This is a genomic window from Micromonospora musae, from assembly GCF_003626545.1.
GTDB lineage: Bacteria > Actinomycetota > Actinomycetes > Mycobacteriales > Micromonosporaceae > Micromonospora > Micromonospora musae.
Window position 1 is genome coordinate 23707 of the sequence record NZ_RAZS01000006.1, and the last position, 17350, is coordinate 41056.

General features: G+C 72.8%; 13 protein-coding genes. 9 read left to right on the plus strand and 4 right to left on the minus strand.

What is annotated here, in order from left to right; translation table 11 throughout:
• Window position 1: 1 nt before the first annotated feature.
• Window positions 2-1198, minus strand: coding sequence for a THUMP-like domain-containing protein (locus D7147_RS17590; RefSeq protein ID WP_120679021.1), 1197 nt, complete (start codon window positions 1196-1198; stop codon window positions 2-4).
• Between the two features lie 251 nt (window positions 1199-1449).
• On the opposite strand from D7147_RS17590, the gene groES reads away from it, so the two are divergent.
• From groES to D7147_RS17605, 3 genes are all read left to right on the plus strand, one after another.
• Window positions 1450-1764 (plus strand): co-chaperone GroES, encoded by a 315-nt coding sequence (groES, locus tag D7147_RS17595; RefSeq protein ID WP_018222648.1) that lies wholly within the window; start codon window positions 1450-1452, stop codon window positions 1762-1764.
• Window positions 1765-1833: 69 nt separating this feature from the next.
• Complete coding sequence (gene groL, locus D7147_RS17600; protein WP_120679022.1) at window positions 1834-3480, plus strand: chaperonin GroEL; 1647 nt, start codon at window positions 1834-1836, stop codon at window positions 3478-3480.
• A 125-nt stretch (window positions 3481-3605) separates the two neighbouring features.
• Window positions 3606-5258 carry a molybdopterin-dependent oxidoreductase gene (locus D7147_RS17605; protein WP_120679024.1) on the plus strand — a complete coding sequence of 551 codons (1653 nt, stop codon included), beginning with the start codon at window positions 3606-3608 and terminating at the stop codon, window positions 5256-5258.
• A gap of 75 nt (window positions 5259-5333) precedes the next feature.
• On the opposite strand, the gene D7147_RS17610 is transcribed toward D7147_RS17605, so the two are convergent.
• Window positions 5334-5747: a WhiB family transcriptional regulator gene (locus D7147_RS17610; RefSeq protein WP_120679812.1), complete on the minus strand. Its 414-nt coding sequence runs from the start codon at window positions 5745-5747 to the stop codon at window positions 5334-5336.
• A gap of 254 nt (window positions 5748-6001) precedes the next feature.
• Here D7147_RS17610 and D7147_RS17615 point away from each other — a divergent pair, with 254 nt between their 5' ends.
• Window positions 6002-6829: a response regulator transcription factor gene (locus D7147_RS17615; RefSeq protein WP_120679026.1), complete on the plus strand. Its 828-nt coding sequence runs from the start codon at window positions 6002-6004 to the stop codon at window positions 6827-6829.
• 1087 nt (window positions 6830-7916) lie between these two features.
• Here D7147_RS17615 and D7147_RS17625 read toward each other — a convergent pair.
• Window positions 7917-8354: a DUF5319 domain-containing protein gene (locus tag D7147_RS17625; RefSeq protein WP_120679814.1), complete on the minus strand. Its 438-nt coding sequence runs from the start codon at window positions 8352-8354 to the stop codon at window positions 7917-7919.
• Window positions 8355-8537: 183 nt separating this feature from the next.
• Between D7147_RS17625 and guaB the strand changes: the two genes are divergently transcribed.
• The 4 genes from guaB to D7147_RS17645 all read left to right on the plus strand — a co-directional run bounded on the left by guaB (window position 8538) and on the right by D7147_RS17645 (window position 14323).
• Window positions 8538-10100, plus strand: coding sequence for an IMP dehydrogenase (gene guaB, locus D7147_RS17630; protein WP_120679030.1), 1563 nt, complete (start codon window positions 8538-8540; stop codon window positions 10098-10100).
• 34 nt (window positions 10101-10134) lie between these two features.
• Window positions 10135-11253 (plus strand): GuaB3 family IMP dehydrogenase-related protein, encoded by a 1119-nt coding sequence (locus D7147_RS17635; protein ID WP_120679032.1) that lies wholly within the window; start codon window positions 10135-10137, stop codon window positions 11251-11253.
• An 88-nt stretch (window positions 11254-11341) separates the two neighbouring features.
• Window positions 11342-12706, plus strand: a complete 1365-nt coding sequence (locus D7147_RS17640; RefSeq protein ID WP_120679816.1) for a M1 family metallopeptidase — start codon at window positions 11342-11344, stop codon at window positions 12704-12706.
• A gap of 162 nt (window positions 12707-12868) precedes the next feature.
• Entirely contained in the window at window positions 12869-14323 is a 1455-nt protein-coding gene (locus D7147_RS17645) for a M1 family metallopeptidase (RefSeq protein ID WP_120679818.1), read from the plus strand.
• Between the two features lie 29 nt (window positions 14324-14352).
• Here D7147_RS17645 and D7147_RS17650 read toward each other — a convergent pair whose 3' ends face one another.
• Window positions 14353-15468 (minus strand): LCP family protein, encoded by a 1116-nt coding sequence (locus tag D7147_RS17650; protein WP_120679034.1) that lies wholly within the window; start codon window positions 15466-15468, stop codon window positions 14353-14355.
• Between the two features lie 143 nt (window positions 15469-15611).
• Between D7147_RS17650 and D7147_RS17655 the strand changes: the two genes are divergently transcribed.
• On the plus strand, window positions 15612-17306 hold the full coding sequence (locus D7147_RS17655) for an FAD-dependent oxidoreductase (RefSeq protein WP_120679036.1): 1695 nt from the start codon (window positions 15612-15614) through the stop codon (window positions 17304-17306).
• Window positions 17307-17350 lie beyond the last annotated feature (44 nt).

The following is a 17350-nucleotide window of genomic DNA, read 5'->3' on the forward strand; positions in this document are numbered from 1 at the left end:
TCTAGCCCCGCACCGGTTGGCAGACCAGCACGGTCGGCGCGCCGGCGACCCGGGTGAGCACGAGGCTCGCCGCCGCGTCGCCGGCCAGCCGCAGGTCCCGCCGCAGCTGCTCCGGGGTGAGCGCCGAGCCACGCTTGAGGATCTCCACCCGGCCCACACCCCGCTCCCGCAGGAGCGCGCGCAGCCGCTTCAGCGAGAACGGCAGCACGTCGGTGATCTCCAGGCAGCGGGCGTACGGTCCCGGCGTCGGCTCGTCGGCGTAGAGGTAGGCGATGGCGGGATCGGCGAGGGTGGCGTCCAACTCGTCGGCGAGCTCGGCGACCAGGTGCGCGCGTACGACCGCCGGATCGGGGTCGTGCAGGAACCGGCGTACCGGGCCGACCTCCGCCTCCCGATCCCCGGCGCCCGTCAGCCGGTTGCCCGGGTGTCCTTCCTGCGCACTCAGCAGGGTGGCTCGGCGGGGGACCTCGGCCAGTTCGCCGCACCAGAGAGCCGCCTCGACCAGGTCGCCGTCGACGCTGACCCACTCCGCCTCGGCGCCCGCGGGGATCAGGCCGTGATCGATCCCGGGGGCGACCTTCACCACCGTCCGGGGCACCCGTTCGGCGAGCCGCGTCACGAAGTCCCAGGGCGGTGAGTAGGCGTTCGGATCGAAGATCCGCCGGCCGGTGCCGCCGGCCCGCCGAGCCGGGTCGCAGAAGACCGCCTCCACCCGGTCCACGTCGAACTTCGTCGCGTCACCGCACTCCACCGTGAAGAGGTCGGCCACGCCGGCCGCCTCGGCGTTGGCGGCGGCCATCGCGGCGGTCAGCGGGTCGGCCTCCACCCCGTACACCCGGATGCCGGCTCGGGCGGCAGCGAGCGCGTCCGCGCCCAGCCCGCAACCGAGGTCGGCCAGCGTGCGTACCCCGGCGGCCCGCAGCCGCGCCGCGCGCCGCGCGGCCACCACGCCCCGGGTCGCCTGTTCGAGGCCGGCGCGGGTGAGGAACATCCCGGCGGCCGCCGCCCCGAACTTGGCCGTCGCCCGGCGGCGCAGCTCGACCTGGGTCAGCGCCGCCGCGGCGAGCCCGGCGGGCACCCCGGCCGCGCGGAGGGCGGATGCGGCGGCCAGCGGGTCGCCGGCGCTCACCCGGGCCGCCGCGTCGAGCGCGGCGACTCCCTCGGCGGTACGCAGGGCGGCCAGCTGATCGAGATCCACCCGGTCATTGTGGTGGTCGACCTCGACGCGCCGCCCGGTGGGTTGGCACTCTCCTTGACGGAGTGCTAGCCACGGAATAACCTGCGATTAGCACTCTCAACCTGAGGGTGCCAGCTCCCGGGTCGATCCGACCCGAGCGCTGAACGCCAGGCGGACCGGCACCCGCGACGACGGCCCCGCCCGGTGGCATGTGGCAGATTGACGCTGGTCGGCCCAGTCGACCAGCACAGGAACCAGTACCCCAGGAGGGTATGCCCGTGACTACCGCGACCAAGGTTGCGATCAAGCCGCTCGAGGACCGGATCGTGGTCCAGGCGAACGAGGCTGAGACCACCACGGCGTCGGGCATCGTGATCCCCGACACCGCCAAGGAGAAGCCGCAGGAGGGCACTGTCCTCGCTGTCGGCCCGGGCCGGATCGACGACAAGGGCAACCGCGTCCCGATCGACGTCAAGGTCGGCGACACCGTCCTCTACTCGAAGTACGGCGGCACCGAGGTCAAGTACGCCGGCGAGGAGTACCTGGTGCTCTCCGCCCGCGACGTCCTCGCGGTCATCGAGAAGTAAGCAACCGATCAGTGTCGTTGCCCCGGTCCGGTTCGCCGGGCCGGGGCAGCGCCGCTTGAAGGGACATTGATGGCGAAGATCCTGAGCTTCTCGGACGACGCCCGACACCTGCTCGAGCACGGTGTCAACGCCCTCGCGGACGCGGTGAAGGTCACCCTCGGCCCGCGCGGGCGCAACGTCGTCCTGGACAAGAAGTTTGGTGCGCCCACGATCACCAACGATGGTGTGACCATCGCCAAGGAGATCGAGCTCACCAACCCGTACGAGAACCTCGGCGCGCAGCTGGTCAAGGAGGTGGCGACCAAGACCAACGACGTCGCCGGCGACGGGACCACCACCGCGACCGTGCTGGCCCAGGCGATGGTTCGCGAGGGCCTGCGCAACGTGGCGGCCGGGGCCAACCCGACCGGCCTGAAGCGCGGCATCGACGCGGCGAGCGCCAAGGTCTCCGAGGCGCTGCTGGGCCGGGCCGTGGAGGTGGCCGGCAAGGAGGCGATCGCGCACGTCGCGACGGTCTCCGCGCAGGACGCCACGATCGGCGACATGATCGCCGGGGCGATGGAGAAGGTCGGCCGCGACGGTGTCATCACCGTCGAGGAGGGCTCCACCCTCGCCACCGAGCTGGAAGTGACCGAGGGTCTGCAGTTCGACAAGGGTTTCGTCTCGCCGCACTTCGTCACCGACGCGGAGTCGCAGGAGGCGGTCCTCGAGGACGCCTACATCCTCATCACCACGCAGAAGATCTCGGCGATCGAGGAGCTGCTGCCGCTGCTGGAGAAGGTCCTCCAGAACAGCAAGCCGCTGCTGATCATCGCCGAGGACGTCGAGGGCCAGGCGCTCTCGACGCTGGTGGTCAACTCCATCCGCAAGACCCTGAAGGTCTGCGCGGTGAAGGCCCCCGGCTTCGGTGACCGCCGCAAGGCGATGCTGCAGGACATGGCGATCCTGACCGGTGCCGAGTTGGTCGCCCCGGAACTGGGCTACAAGCTCGACCAGGTCGGCCTGGATGTGCTGGGCTCCGCCCGGCGCGTCGTGGTCGACAAGGACAACACCACGATCGTCGACGGCGGCGGCCAGTCCGCCGACGTCGCGGACCGGGTGGCCCAGATCCGCAAGGAGATCGAGGCCTCGGACTCCGAGTGGGACCGGGAGAAGCTCGCCGAGCGACTGGCGAAGCTCTCCGGCGGCATCGCCGTCATCAAGGCCGGCGGCGCGACCGAGGTCGAGATGAAGGAGCGCAAGCACCGCATCGAGGACGCCATCGCCGCGACCAAGGCCGCGGTCGAGGAGGGTACGGTGCCCGGCGGTGGCGCCGCCCTGGCGCAGATCCTGCCGGCGCTCGCCGACGACCTCGGCCTCACCGGTGACGAGAAGGTCGGCGTCTCGATCGTCCGCAAGGCGCTCGTCGAGCCGCTGCGCTGGATCGCCGAGAACGCCGGTCACGACGGCTACGTGGTGGTGCAGAAGGTCGCCGCCGCCGAGTGGGGCAACGGCCTGAACGCCGCCACCGGCGAGTACGTCGACCTGGGCAAGTCTGGCATCCTGGACCCGGTGAAGGTGACCCGCAACGCGGTCGCCAACGCCGCTTCCATCGCCGGCCTGCTGCTCACCACGGAGAGCCTCGTGGTGGAGAAGCCGGCCGAGCCGGAGCCGGCTGCCGCCGGCGGTCACGGCCACTCGCACGGCCACGGCCACCAGCACGGCCCGGGCTTCTGACCCACGTCGTACGCCCGGTCGGGGCACACCGTCAGCCGACGGTGTGCCCCGACGCGTTCGTGGCGGTGGTTACCGAACGCTGACGTCACTACCGGCCGGCCCGGTCGATCGGAAACACTGGGCCGATGAGCACCACCACCCGCCGGTTCGCCGCGCTCGCCGGGATCACCTCCGCCGCCGTGGCGATCGGCGTCGCCGAAGTGGTCGCCGTGTTGACCGGCCCCCGCTCCGCGCCGCTGGTCGCGGTGGGCGCAGTGGTCGTCGACACGGTTCCGGAGCCGCTCAAGCAGTTCGCCATCGACGTCTTCGGCCGGCACGACAAGCTCGCCCTGCTCATCGGCACGGCCGTGCTGCTGGCCGGCTTCGCCGCGCTGCTCGGCGTGCTCGCCGTACGCCGCCTCGCGATCGGCCTCGCGGGGGTCGCCGCCTTCGGGGCGCTCGGGGTGGCCGCCGCCCTGACCCGGCCCGGCGCGGACCTCGTCGACGCGCTGCCGTCGCTGGTCGGCGGCGGTTTCGGGGCGCTGGTGCTCTGGGCGTTCATCGCCGGCCCGCTGGAGCTGAATCCCTGGCCGTGGAGCCCGCCCGGCGACCAGCTTCCGCCGCCCGGACCCGCGGCGGCGCGGAGCGCCGATCCCGTGGCGGCGGCGCCCGCGACGCGGGAGCGGACCGTGGCCGCGGACGCGCCGCTGGAGCGGACCGATCCGGAGTCCCGGCGGCGGTTCCTGACCGGCACCGGTGCGCTGCTCGGCGCGGCGGCGGTGGCCGGGTTCGGCGGGCGGTGGTTGGCGGGCCGGCGTGGGGTGTCGGCGGCCCGGGAGGCCGTCGTGCTCCCCGCCCCGGCGTCCCCCGCCCCCGCGGTGCCCGCCGGAGCCGACCTGTCCCTGACCCAGCTCGCCCCGTACGTCAGCTCGAACTTCGGTTTCTACCGGATCGACACCGCGCTGGTGGTGCCCCAGGTCGACCCGGAGACCTGGCAGTTACGCATCCACGGTCGGGTCCGCAATCCGATCACGCTGAGCTTCGCCGACCTGCTCGCCCGGCCGCTGGTGGAGCGGTACGTCACCCTCGCCTGTGTCTCCAACGAGGTCGGCGGCGACCTGATCGGCAACGCCCGGTGGCTCGGCGTGCCGATCCGGGAGCTGCTCGACGAGGTCGAGCCGGAGGAGGGCGCCGACCAGGTCGTCGGGCGGTCGGTCGACGGTTGGACCTGCGGCACCCCGACGGCGCTGCTGCGCGACGGGCGGGACGCGTTGCTGGCGGTGGGGATGAACGGCGAGCCGCTGCCCGTGGAGCACGGCTTCCCCGTCCGGATGGTCGTGCCGGGCCTCTACGGCTACGTGTCGGCCTGCAAGTGGGTGACCGAGCTGGAGTTGACCAGCTTCTCGGACTTCGACGCGTACTGGGTGCCGCGGGGCTGGTCGCCGGAGGGGCCGATCAAGACCCAGTCGCGGATCGACACGCCGCGCCCGCGCAATCGGCTGACCGCCGGGCCGGTGACGGTGGCCGGGGTGGCCTGGGCGCAGCACCGCGGCATCCGTCGGGTCGAGGTACGCGTCGACGACGGCCCCTGGCAGGAGGCGGAGCTGGCTCCGGCGGTCTCCGTGGACACCTGGGTGCAGTGGTCGTGGCGGTGGGCGGCCACGCCGGGGGAGCACCGGCTCCAGGTGCGGGCCACCGACGCCACCGGTCGGACGCAGACCGACCGCCGGCAGGACGTCGTCCCGGACGGCGCCACCGGCTGGCACACCGTCCGGGTCACCGTCCGCCCCGCCGCCTGATCGACGCGAACGACGGCGCCGCGCCCCGGGTAGGGACGCGGCGCCGACGTTCGATGTGGGGCCGGGGGTGAGAGGTCAGGCGACCTTGCGTTGGGTGGGCACGGCGCCGCCGGGCGCGGGGGCGATGCTCTCGGCCGACTTGTGCGGGCGGCCCAGGCGGGCTTCCAGCCGGGCGACATCGACCCGGGTGTGCCGGCGGTCGGCCAGGTCCTCCCAGCCGGTGGCGAGCAGCCGCAGCCGCTCGGATTCGCTGAAACCGCCCCAGACGCCGTACGGCTCGCGCACCGCCAGCGCGTGCGCGGCGCACTCCGCCCGTACCGGGCAGGCGCGGCAGACCGCCTTCGCCCCGGATTCCCGGCGCAGTCGGGACGAGCCCCGTTCGCCGTCCGGGTGGAAGAACTGGGCACTGTCGCGTCCCCGGCAGGAGCCGAGCCGCTGCCAGTCCCAGAGATCGACGATGGGTCCGGGCAGTCTACGTACGTTCGACATCAGCACCCCTCCTCCCTCGCGGCACCGCGAGAATCTTCGTGGCCGGCCTCCGGGCGGCGGTCCGCACAGGCGCACCGATCCCGGCCTGGCACTCCCGTACCCGAACGCCTCAGAACTCACACGTGTGTGATCCAAAACCTTTAACGGTTTGCCGCATATGCCCCTTCTGTCGGAAAAGTTCGAAGGATTGCCGGGAACCCCCTCCCGGACCGACCCGCTCATGGTCTGCTCGTTGGCGGAGAGGAGACCCCACAGTGCGTACGGTTCTTGTCTGCGTCCGGACACCACTTGCGGCGCAACACCTGACCTCCGCGGCAGCCCGCCTCGGACTGTCCGCGGTCGTTCGTACCGCCGTCTCCGATCCCGAGGTGATGCTGCGGCTCGCCGAACGGCAACCCGACGTGGTGCTCGCCGACACGGCGCTCACCCGCCCCGACAGCGCCGGCTTCGTCCGCCGGGTGCTGGCCCGCGCGCCGCAGGCCGCCGTGCTGCTCTTCGGCGCCGAGGAGTCCGAGGCCGCCGCCGCGACCATCAGCGCCGGAGCCCGGGGCCTCATCCAGGGCGCCGACCACGATCTCACCAGCGCGGTCGCCAAGGCCCTGCTGCTGCTCTCCGCGCCCGGCCGGGCGGCCCGGCACCGGGTCAACGACCCCGCGCGGGACACCGCGGCGGTCGGCGGGACGAGCCGCTCCGCGCCCGCCGGTCGTTCCGGCGGCGACCCGGCCGCTGGCTGGTCGGCGGGGCCGGCGGAGGGGCCGAACGGTGGGCCCTCCGTGGTGCCGGTGCAACGCGGCGACGACGGGCCGGAGGGCAACGGCGGTGAGCCCGAGGGCACGCCCAAGGACGGGCAGCGACCAACGCCGAACGCCCGCGCCGCGCGTGCGTCCGTCGGGCTGACCGAGCGCGAGCTCCAGGTGCTGCTCGGCATGGCGGAGGGCAAGAGCAACGCCGAGATCGGGCGGGAGCTGTTCGTCTCGGAGGACACCGTCAAGACGCACGCGCGTCGGCTCTTCCGTAAGTTGGGCGCCCGGGACCGGGCCCACGCCGTGGCCGCCGGCTTCCGCGCCGGACTGGTGGCCTGAGCCCCGCCGCATTGGCGGCGTGCGCGGCGCTGGGCTGGTGGTTCGAGCAGCGCCGGGCTGGCGGTGCGCGCTGCGCCTGGCTGGTGGTCCGTGCCGCGCTGGGGCCGATGCTCTGAACCTTGCGGGGCTGGCGGTGCGCGCTGCGCCCGGCTGGTGACCCTGGGGCCCAATGCAAACCCTTGCGGCGACGCTTCAGAGCTGATGTCGCAAAGGAGTCGCCGGCGGACGCGGTAGCTGATCTGTCAGACGGTTGCCCGGCTTCCCGAAAGGCTGTACGGCCCCCGCACCGCTCGCAATCACCGGTGGGAACGATCGGTGAGCTTGTTCAACGGGATCGCCGACGGCGCGCCCGGCCGCTGATATCGCCGGTGGTAGCGGGCCGCTGGTGTCGCCGGTGGCGGCCGTGATGCTGTTGTCGCCGGTGGGCGAAGGTGGCCGCTGGGGTCGCCTTTGGGTTCGTCAAGGGATAGCCGATGGCGGCAGTGGCTGCTGAAATCGCCGGTGGCAGTGGCAGTGGCAGTGGCAGTGGCAGTGGCAGTGGCAGTGGCAGTGGCAGTGGCAGTGGCAGTGGCAGTGGCGGCGGCGGTGGCGGTGGCGGCTGGTATCGGTGGTGACGGCAGTGGTCGGCCGATGTCGCAGATGATTCAGCTCTAAAGCGTGCCCGAGGGGGATCCGCTGCCGCGGAGGTGGCGCAACCGGGTTCGCGCTCGTGCGGCGGGCCCGATGCCACGCGAAGCACAGGCCGCGCGGGGCCGGTTCATCTACCGGGCCGGCGGTCTACTACCTCGGCCGTCGGGATGTTCCACGCCGGCGGCCCGGCCACGATTGCGGCCCGAGGCCACCGCTTACATCTCGAACCGCCCAAACTACCCCAGACAGGCCGACCAGGCCCGGCCTGCCCCGCACCCGAATCGGACGTCGCGGCACGTTGACCCCAGCCGCGCTCGTGATCGACTCGGGTTCCTTGAAGTCGGGCCATTACGCGGCCGGGACACCCCGACATCAAGGAAACCGAGTCGGACCCCAGCACGACCAGCACCGGCGTCGGCGCTTCGGCGGCGGTCGGGCTCCTGACGCCGGTCGGCCTTCAGCGGAGGTCGGGCTCCTCGCGTCCGTTCCCCTCGCGCCCGGGCTCCTCGTCGTTGCCGCCGGTCAGCGTGTCGTGCACGCCGTCGGCGTAGCCCCGGGCGTACTCCCAGGTCACGTAGTGGTCCGGGTCGGGGTCGTAGGCCGGCTCGTGCACGCGGGGACGGCCCGAGCTGAGCAGGTGGCGCAGGTTACCCCGGAGCAGGTCCCAGTCGAAGTAGTGCGGCTCGCGGCAGTCCTCGCACTCGATCACCAGACCGCGCACGCCCACCGGGGCCAGCAGAGCCTGGTAGATCTCCAGGTCGGCGAGATCCTCCAGCACGTCCTGCCGCTCGACGTCGGTCAGTGCGTCCAGCGGTGCGTCGTCGCCCGGGTCGTGCAGGCCGGCTGCCGGATCGGCCGGGTCGCCGTTGAACGGGTCGATGGGCTCGTCGTGCACCTCCTCACCGTAGACCCAACGCCGCGACGACGCCCGCCCCCGCACCTGCGCGGACCGGCCCGGCGCGACGAGGGCCAGCTCAGCCGGATGGGTACGATGGAGCGACGCGCCGCGTGCGGCGCTCCTCCGGTGCTCGCCGCGCCACCTCGCTGAAGCCCGTTCGACCAGCTCAGGGGAGCAATCGTGGAAATTTCGCCCAGCACCGATCTTCCGGCCGGCGCCGATCACGGCGAGCTGGGCGGCCACCTGCCAGAGCTGCCCGCCGGCTCGGCCCGGGTGGTACCCCTCGGCCTCACCTTCGACGACGTACTGCTCCAGCCCGGCGAGTCGGACGTGGTGCCGAGCCGGGTGAACACCGTCACCCGGTTGACCCGCAACGTCACGCTCTCCGTGCCGCTGCTCTCCAGCGCGATGGACACGGTGACCGAGGCGCGCATGGCGATCGCGATGGCCCGGCAGGGCGGCATCGGCGTGCTGCACCGCAACCTCTCGGTGGAGGACCAGGCGCTCCAGGTGGACCTGGTCAAGCGCTCCGAGTCCGGAATGATCACCAATCCGGTCACCGCCAGCCCGGACGACACCCTGCGTGACGTCGACGCCCTCTGCGGCCGCTACCGGATCTCCGGGGTGCCGGTCGTCGACGGAGACGGTCAGCTCGTCGGCATCGTGACGAACCGCGACATGCGGTTCGTCTCCGACCCCGGCACGCCGGTTCGCGAGATCATGACCCAGGCCCCGCTGATCACCGCGCCGGTCGGGGTGAGCAAGGACGAGGCGCTGGCCCTGCTGCGCCAGCACAAGGTGGAGAAGCTGCCGATCGTGGACGGCTCCGGCCGGCTGCGCGGGCTCATCACCGTCAAGGACTTCACCAAGAGCGAGCAGTACCCGGACGCAACGAAGGACGACGCGGGCCGGCTGCGGGTGGCCGCCGCCATCGGTGTCGGTGAGGACTCCTACAAGCGGGCCCGGGCCCTCGTCGACGCGGGCGTGGACGTGCTGATCGTGGACACGGCGCACGGCCACCAGCGGGCCGTGCTGGACATGGTCCGCCGGCTCAAGAAGGACGTGACGATCGACATCGTGGGCGGCAACATCGCCACGTACGCCGGCGCCCGGGCCCTGGTCGAGGCCGGCGCGGACGGTGTCAAGGTCGGCGTCGGCCCGGGTGCGATCTGCACCACCCGGATCGTCGCGGGCGTGGGCGTCCCACAGATCACCGCGATCATGGAAGCCGCCCGGGCCGCCCGCCCGGCGGGCGTGCCGGTGATCGGCGACGGCGGCATCCAGTACTCCGGCGACATCGCGAAGGCGCTGGTGGCCGGTGCCGACACGGTGATGCTCGGCAGCCTGCTGGCCGGCTGCGAGGAGAGCCCCGGTGAGCTGATCTTCGTCAACGGCAAGCAGTTCAAGGCGTACCGGGGGATGGGCTCGCTCGGCGCGATGCAGTCCCGGGGGCAGGCCAAGTCGTACTCCAAGGACCGCTACTTCCAGCAGGACGTGACCAGCGACGAGAAGCTGGTCCCGGAGGGCGTCGAGGGTCAGGTGCCCTACCGCGGGCCGCTCTCCCGGGTCGCCCACCAGCTGGTCGGCGGCCTGCGGCTGGCGATGGGCTACGCCGGCGCGGAGACCATCCCCCAGCTCCACGCGCGCGGCCAGCTGATCCGGATCACCGCGGCCGGGCTCAAGGAGAGCCACCCGCACGACATCCAGATGACCACCGAGGCGCCCAACTACCACACCCGCTGACCCCCACCACCCCCGACAACAACTGGAGTGAGCCATGCGTGACGTGGTCGAGATCGGGTTGGGCAAGACCGCGCAACGCGGCTACCACCTGGACGACATCGCCATCGTCCCGAGCCGTCGGACCAGGGACGTCGACGACGTCTCCACCGCCTGGCAGCTCGACGCGTACCAGTTCGGCATCCCGTGCGTCGGGCACCCCTCCGACGCCACGATGAGCCCCACCTCCGCCGTCCGCCTCGGCGAACTCGGCGGGCTCGGCGTGCTCAACGTCGAGGGGCTCTGGACCCGCTACGAGAACCCGACGAAGGTGCTCGAGGAGCTGGCCGGGCTGGACGAGGACGCGCGGGCGACCAAGCGTCTCCAGGAGGTGTACGCCGAGCCGATCCGGCCGGACCTGATCGCCGAGCGCGTACGGGAGCTGCGCGCCGGGGGCGGCACGGTGGCGGTGCGGGTCTCCCCGCAGCACACCTTGGCGCTCGCCCCGGTGATCCTGGACGCCGGGGTGGACATCCTGGTCATCCAGGGCACGATCGTCTCCGCCGAGCACGTCTCGACCACCGACGAGCCGCTGAACCTGAAGGAGTTCATCGCGGACCTCGACCTGCCGGTGATCGTGGGCGGCTGCACCGACTACAAGACGGCGCTGCACCTGATGCGTACCGGCGCGGCCGGCGTCATCGTCGGCATCGGCGGGGACGACTGGTCGACCACCGAGTCGGTGCTCGGCATCCGGGTGCCGATGGCCACCGCGATCGCCGACGCGGCGGCGGCCCGCCGGGACTACCTGGACGAGACCGGTGGCCGTTACGTGCACCTGATCGCCGACGGGGACATCCAGACCCCCGGCGACATCGCCAAGGCGCTCGGCTGCGGCGCGGACGCGGTGATGCTCGGCGAGCCGCTCTCCCGCAGCGAGGAGGCGCCGGCCGGTGGCGCCTGGTGGCACTCGGCCGCCAGCCACCCGTCGCTGCCGCGCGGGGCGTTCGAGGCGGCCAGCGCGCCGATCGGCTCGCTGGAGCAGGTCCTCTTCGGCCCGGCCGACGAGCCGGACGGCCAGCTCAACCTCTTCGGCGGGCTGCGCCGGGCGATGGCCAAGTGCGGCTACCGCGATCTCAAGGAGTTCCAGAAGGTCGGCCTGGTTCTCGACCGCTGACCTGCGCGAATGCTTCGTGTCGCACCGGCCGCGCCGTTAGGCTCGGCCGGTGCGACGTAGCTGGCCCCGGATCCTGCTCGCCGCCGCGCTGGCGGTGGCGCTCGCGGCGGGCGGCTGCACCCGGTCCGATGAGGACGGCGGGTTCCGGCCGGGCAGCGCCGATCTCGGCGACCCGTACGTTCCCGGGCACGGCAACGGCGGGTACGACGTGGCGCACTACGCCCTCGACGTGCGGTACGAGCCGGCGACCGACCGGCTCACCGGGCGGGCGGTGCTGACCGCGACCGCCACCCAGGGGCTGTCCCGGTTCAACCTGGACCTCACCGGCCTGGAGGTCGACCAGGTGATCGTCGACGGCGCCACGGCGAAGCACCGACGGAGCGGGAACGAGCTGGTGGTGGAGCCCGCCCGGCGGGTTCCGCGCGACACCCGGTTCACCGTCGAGGTGGCGTACGCCGGGGTGCCCAGCACGGTCACCGACACCGCGCTCGGCTCCGGTGGTTTCCTGCACACCGGCGACGGCGCGATCGCGCTCGGCCAGCCCGACTCGGCGGCGACCTGGTTCCCGGTCAACGACCACCCCTCGGACAAGGCCACCTACGACATCGCGGTGACCGTTCCGGAGGGGCTCGCCGCGCTGAGCAACGGGGTGCCCGGCCCGAAGCGCAGCGACGACGGCTGGACCACGTGGCGGTGGAGCGAACGGTCGCCGATGGCGAGTTACCTGACCACGTTGGTGGTCGGCGACTACCGGGTGACCACCGGCACCCACGACGGCCGGCCGATCGTCACCGCCGTTCCGTCGGGCGAGCCGCCGAACGGTCCGGCCGCCGCCTCGCTGGCCCGCACCGGCGAGATCGCCGACTTCCTGGCCGGCTACTTCGGTCCGTACCCGTTCGAGTCGTACGGCGGGGTGGCGATCGCCGACGAGCGGATCGGGTACGCGCTGGAGACCCAGTCCCGGCCGGTGTACGGCCCGGGCTTCTTCGCCGACGGCCGCCCGAACCCGACGGTGGTGGCGCACGAGCTGGCCCACCAGTGGTTCGGCAACAGTGTCTCGTTGAGCCGGTGGAGCGACATCTGGCTGAACGAGGGCTTCGCCACGTACGCCGAGTGGCTCTGGCAGGAGCACGACGGCGGCCGGAGCGTGCAACGTTCGTTCGAGGCCCAGTACGCCGCCACCGACTGGTCGCAGCCCTCGGTGAACCCGGGCCGGGAGGCGATGTTCGGCACCGCCGTCTACAAGCGCGGTGCGCTGGCCGTGCACGCGCTGCGTCGCACCGTCGGCGACGACGCGTTCTTCCGCGTCCTGCGAGAGTGGACGACCGAGCGACGTGACCGCAACGGCACGACAGCCGACCTGGTCGCCCTCGCCGAGCGGGTCTCCGGCCGGCAGCTGCGGTCGCTGATGGACGCCTGGCTGGTCGGCGGTAACGCGCCGGCCCTGCCGTAGCCCCGGCCGCCGGCCCGCGCCCGGCCGAGTGGCGACGACGGGATCGATCCTCGGTAGGCTGCCGCGAACGGACCGGGCGAGAGCGCGGACGGTACGGGTCTTGCGGCGGCGGCTCGCCGGCGGATGGGCGGGATGCCCGCCGGCAATCGGGAGGACGAGGCGATGAGGCAGCCACGGCGGTCTCTGCGGGCGAAGGTCGGTCTGCTGCTGGTCGGGGCGTTGCTGACCGGGTGCGGTTCGACGCCGGACGCGGCCGAGCCGGCCGGCACCCCGTCCCAGGCGGCGCAGCGGCAGTTCAAGCCGGGTGCCGCGGGCGCGGGCGACCCCTACTTCCCCGGCTACGGCAACGGGGGCTACGACGTCAGCCGGTACACGGTCAAGGTCCGGTACGACCCGGCGAAGGACAAGCTCACCGGCACCACCACGGTGCACGCCTCGGCGACCAGCGACCTCTCCGCGTTCAACCTCGACCTGGCCGGGCTGACCGTGCGTTCGGTGACCGTGGACGACGAGCCGGCCAGGTACACCCGCAAGGGCGACGAGCTGACGGTGACCCCGGCCAAGGGGCTGATCACAGGGAACGGCTTCGTCGCGGAGATCCGGTACGACGGAAAGCCGGAGCCGCTGGAGAACGAGCTGCTGGGCGGTGGCGGCTTCATCCACACGACGGACGGCGCGATCGCGCTCGGCCAGCCGGAGTCGGCGAGCAGTTGGTTCCCGGTCAACGACCACCCGTCCGACAAGGCCACCTACGACTTCGAGATCACCGTGCCGGACGGGCTGACGGCGGTCAGCAACGGAGTGCCGGGCGGGAAGGCCAGTCGCGCCGGTTGGACCACCTGGAAGTGGGCCGAGCGTGCGCCGATGGCCAGTTACCTGAGCTTCGTGGTGATCGGCGACCTCCGGGTGACCACCGGGAAGCACAAGGGGCGGCCGATCTACAGCGCGGTCCAGACCGACGTGCCGGAGGGTGCCGCGGACGACTCGATCGCCGAGACCGTGAGGGTGGCCGACTACCTGGAGACGGTTTTCGGCCCGTACCCCTTCGAGGCGTACGGCGGGGTGGTGATCTCCGACCCGCGGATCCGGTACGCGTTGGAGACCCAGTCCCGGCCGGTCTACGCGGTCGACTTCTTCCGGCAGGGGGTGAACACCGAGGTCGTCGCGCACGAGTTGGCCCACCAGTGGTACGGCGACAGCGTGTCGCTGACCCGTTGGCAGGACATTTGGCTCAACGAGGGGCTCGCCACGTACGCCGAGTGGCTCTGGACCGAGCACCGCGGCGGCCGGAAGGCCGAGGAGTCGTTCGCCTCCCGCTTCCACGGTTCGTCGGACCAGGTCTGGCGTACGCCTCCGGGCAAGCCGGGGGTGGAGAACCTGTTCGGCAACTCGGTCTACCAGCGGGGCGGGATGACCGTGCACGCGCTGCGGGTGGCCGTCGGCGACGACGCGTTCTTCAAGCTGTTGAAGACCTGGTCGGCGGAGCAGCGCAACGGCAACGGCGGCACCGACGAGTTCGTGGCGCTGGCCGAACGGGTCTCCGGCAAGCAGTTGGACAAGCTCTTCGACGCCTGGCTCTACGGCACCGAACGCCCCGCCGAACCCAAACCCCTCTGACGGCGGCGATCCCCTGCGCCGCCGGACGGTCAGGTTTTGACGCGGAGGGTGGGGTTCTTGGTCAGGTAGGCGTCGGCGCGACCGGCGCGGAGCTCGGTGAGGAAACGGCGGCCGACCGGAGTGAGCTGCTCGCCCCGGTAGCCGCTGCCCGAACCGACCGACCTGCCGGGCAGGCCGACCAGCACGAACCGGTCGGCAGGTAGGCCGCCCAGGGCGTACGCGACGTCGATCAGCCGACGCCCGCCGACGTAGATCAGCGTGTCGCCGAGCGCGTCGACCACCTGCTGCACCCGGTCCGGGTCCCGGGCGAGCCCCTGGTCGAGGATCTTGCCGACGAGCGCCCGGATCAGCTGCTGCTGGTGGCGCTGCCGGCTGTAGTCGCCGCCGGGGATGTAGCGCTGCCGGGCGTAGTCCAGCGCCTGCCATCCGGTCAGGTGGCGGTTGCCCTTCTCGTACACCATCTGCGGGCCGGTGTAGCCGCCGGGCGCGCTCTCCCGGTGCCGGCCGTCGGGTTGCCGGTGCCGGGAGACGACCCGCTGGTCGATGTGGAGGTCCACCCCGCCGAGGCTGTCCACCAGCCGGTCGAAGCCGGCGAAGGTGACCACCGCACCGGCGTCGATGCGCAGTCCGGTGTAGCCGCTCACGGTGCTGCGCAGTAGCTCGTACCCCTGGGCGGCGCTCGGCTGCTTCGGGCGGCCGGGCACCCGGCTGCCGTAGCTCATCGCGTGGGTCAGCTTGGTCCGACCACCGCGGTAACCCGCCTTCGGGAACGCGGGGATGTCGACCACCAGGTCGCGGGGGAGTGAGAAGAGGTACGCCCGGCCTAGCCCGCGCGGCACGTGCAGGACGAGCACCGAGTCGGCGTGCGGCTCCCAGCCGGGGACGCTGACCCGGGTGTCCACCCCGACCAGCAGGAGGTTGAGCGGGCCGGTGATGTCGGCGCCCGGCGGGGGTGGCGGCGGGCTGGGGCTGGCGGTCGGCGGGTTCGTGGCCGACGGGCTCGCCGGCGCGGCGCCCCGCTCGGGGCCCGACCCGCCAACGAGGCGGCTGACCACGACGCCGCCCACCGTCACCAGCACGACTGCGGCGAGCAGCAGCACGATCAGCGTTCGGCTACGCCGGGCCGCGCCTGCACCGAGGCTCATCTGGGCCTCCTTCCACCCGTACTCGAACAACGCGCCGACGGGGGTCTGGGGTTGCGGCCGGGACGCCGGTGCGGCGGGTGGAGAGCATGATCGCGCGAATCGTGGCCCTGGCGCGACAGCTACCGGCGGGTAATGATGCGGGGATGCGGTACGACGTGGTCGTCATCGGGTCCGGCTTCGGCGGCAGCGTCACCGCGCTGCGGCTGACCGAGAAGGGTTACTCCGTCGGCGTCCTGGAGGCCGGGCGGCGCTTCGCCGACGACGAGTTCCCCCGCACCTCGTGGCGGGTACGGCGCTTCCTATGGGCGCCGCGGCTCGGCTGCTACGGCATCCAGCGGATCACGCTGCTGCGGGCCGCCGACCGGCGAGCCGGCGGCGGGGTGCTGGTGCTCTCCGGCGCCGGCGTGGGCGGCGGCTCCCTGGTCTACGCGAACACCCTCTACGAGCCACTGCCCGCCTTCTACGCCGATCCGCAGTGGCGGGACATCACCGACTGGCGCGACGAGCTGGCCCGCCACTACGACCAGGCGAAGCGGATGCTGGGCGTCGCCACGTACCCGGTGGAGACCGGGGCGGACCGGGCGATGCGGGCGGTGGCCGAGCGGATGGGGGTCGGGAACACCTTCCACGCCACCCCCGTCGGCGTCCACCTCGGACGCCCCGGCGAGCGGGTCGCCGACCCGTACTTCGGGGGCGCCGGCCCGGAGCGCACCGGCTGCACCCACTGTGGCTCGTGCATGACCGGCTGCCGGGTCGGGGCGAAGAACACGCTGGTCAAGAACTATCTGTGGCTGGCCGAACGGCTCGGCGCGCGGGTGCATCCGCTCACCACGGTGACCGCCGTGCGCCCCCATCCCGACGGCGGGTACGAGGTGCACACCGTCCGGACCGGCGGCTGGCTGCGCCGGCGGCAGGTGATCCGCGCCGACCAGGTCGTCTTCGCGGCCGGGGCGCTCGGCACCCAGCGGCTGCTGCACGAGATGAAGGCCACCGGCGCGCTGCCCGACCTCTCGCCCCGGCTCGGCGAGCTGACCCGGACCAACTCCGAGGCGATCCTGGGGGCGTCGGTGCCGCGTCGGCAGGCCCGGGCCGCGGGGCTCGACCTCACCGAGGGCGTCGCCATCACCAGCTCCTTCCACCCGGATCCGCAGACCCACATCGAGCCGGTCCGCTACGGCCGGGGCTCGAACGCGATGGGGCTGCTCCAGTCGCTGCTGGTCGAGGGCGGGCCGCACCGCGTCCGGCGCTGGCTCGGCAGCCTGCTGCGCCAGCCCGGCACCGCCGCCCGGTTGCTCTCCGTACGGCGCTGGTCCGAGCGGACCGTGATCGCCCTGGTCATGCAGGCGGCCGACAACTCGCTCACGCTCCGGTTCCGGCGCGGGCGGTGGCGGGGGCGGCTGGTCGGCGGCCCCGGGCACGGCACTCCGAACCCGACCTGGATCCCCGCCGGCCACACGGCGGCCCGGTTGCTCGCCGAGGAGATCGGCGGTACGCCAGGCGGCGCGCTGACCGAGCCCTTCGACATCCCGATGACAGCGCACATCCTCGGCGGGACGGTGATCGGCGCCACCCCGGTCGACGGGGTGATCGACCCGTACCACCGGGTCTTCGGGCATCCGGGGCTGCACGTGGTGGACGGGGCGGCCGTCTCGGCGAATCTCGGGGTGAACCCGTCGTTGACCATCACCGCGCAGGCCGAGCGGGCGATGTCCCTCTGGCCGAATCGGGGCGAGGAGGACCCGCGACCGCCCCTCGGCGAGCCGTACCGGCGGATCGATCCGGTGCCGCCGCGCAGTCCCGCGGTGCCGGCGTACGCTCCCGCCGCGTTGCGACCGTGACGTCGGGCCGAAAAGGGGACGTCCGGGGCGACCGCGGGGCGCGG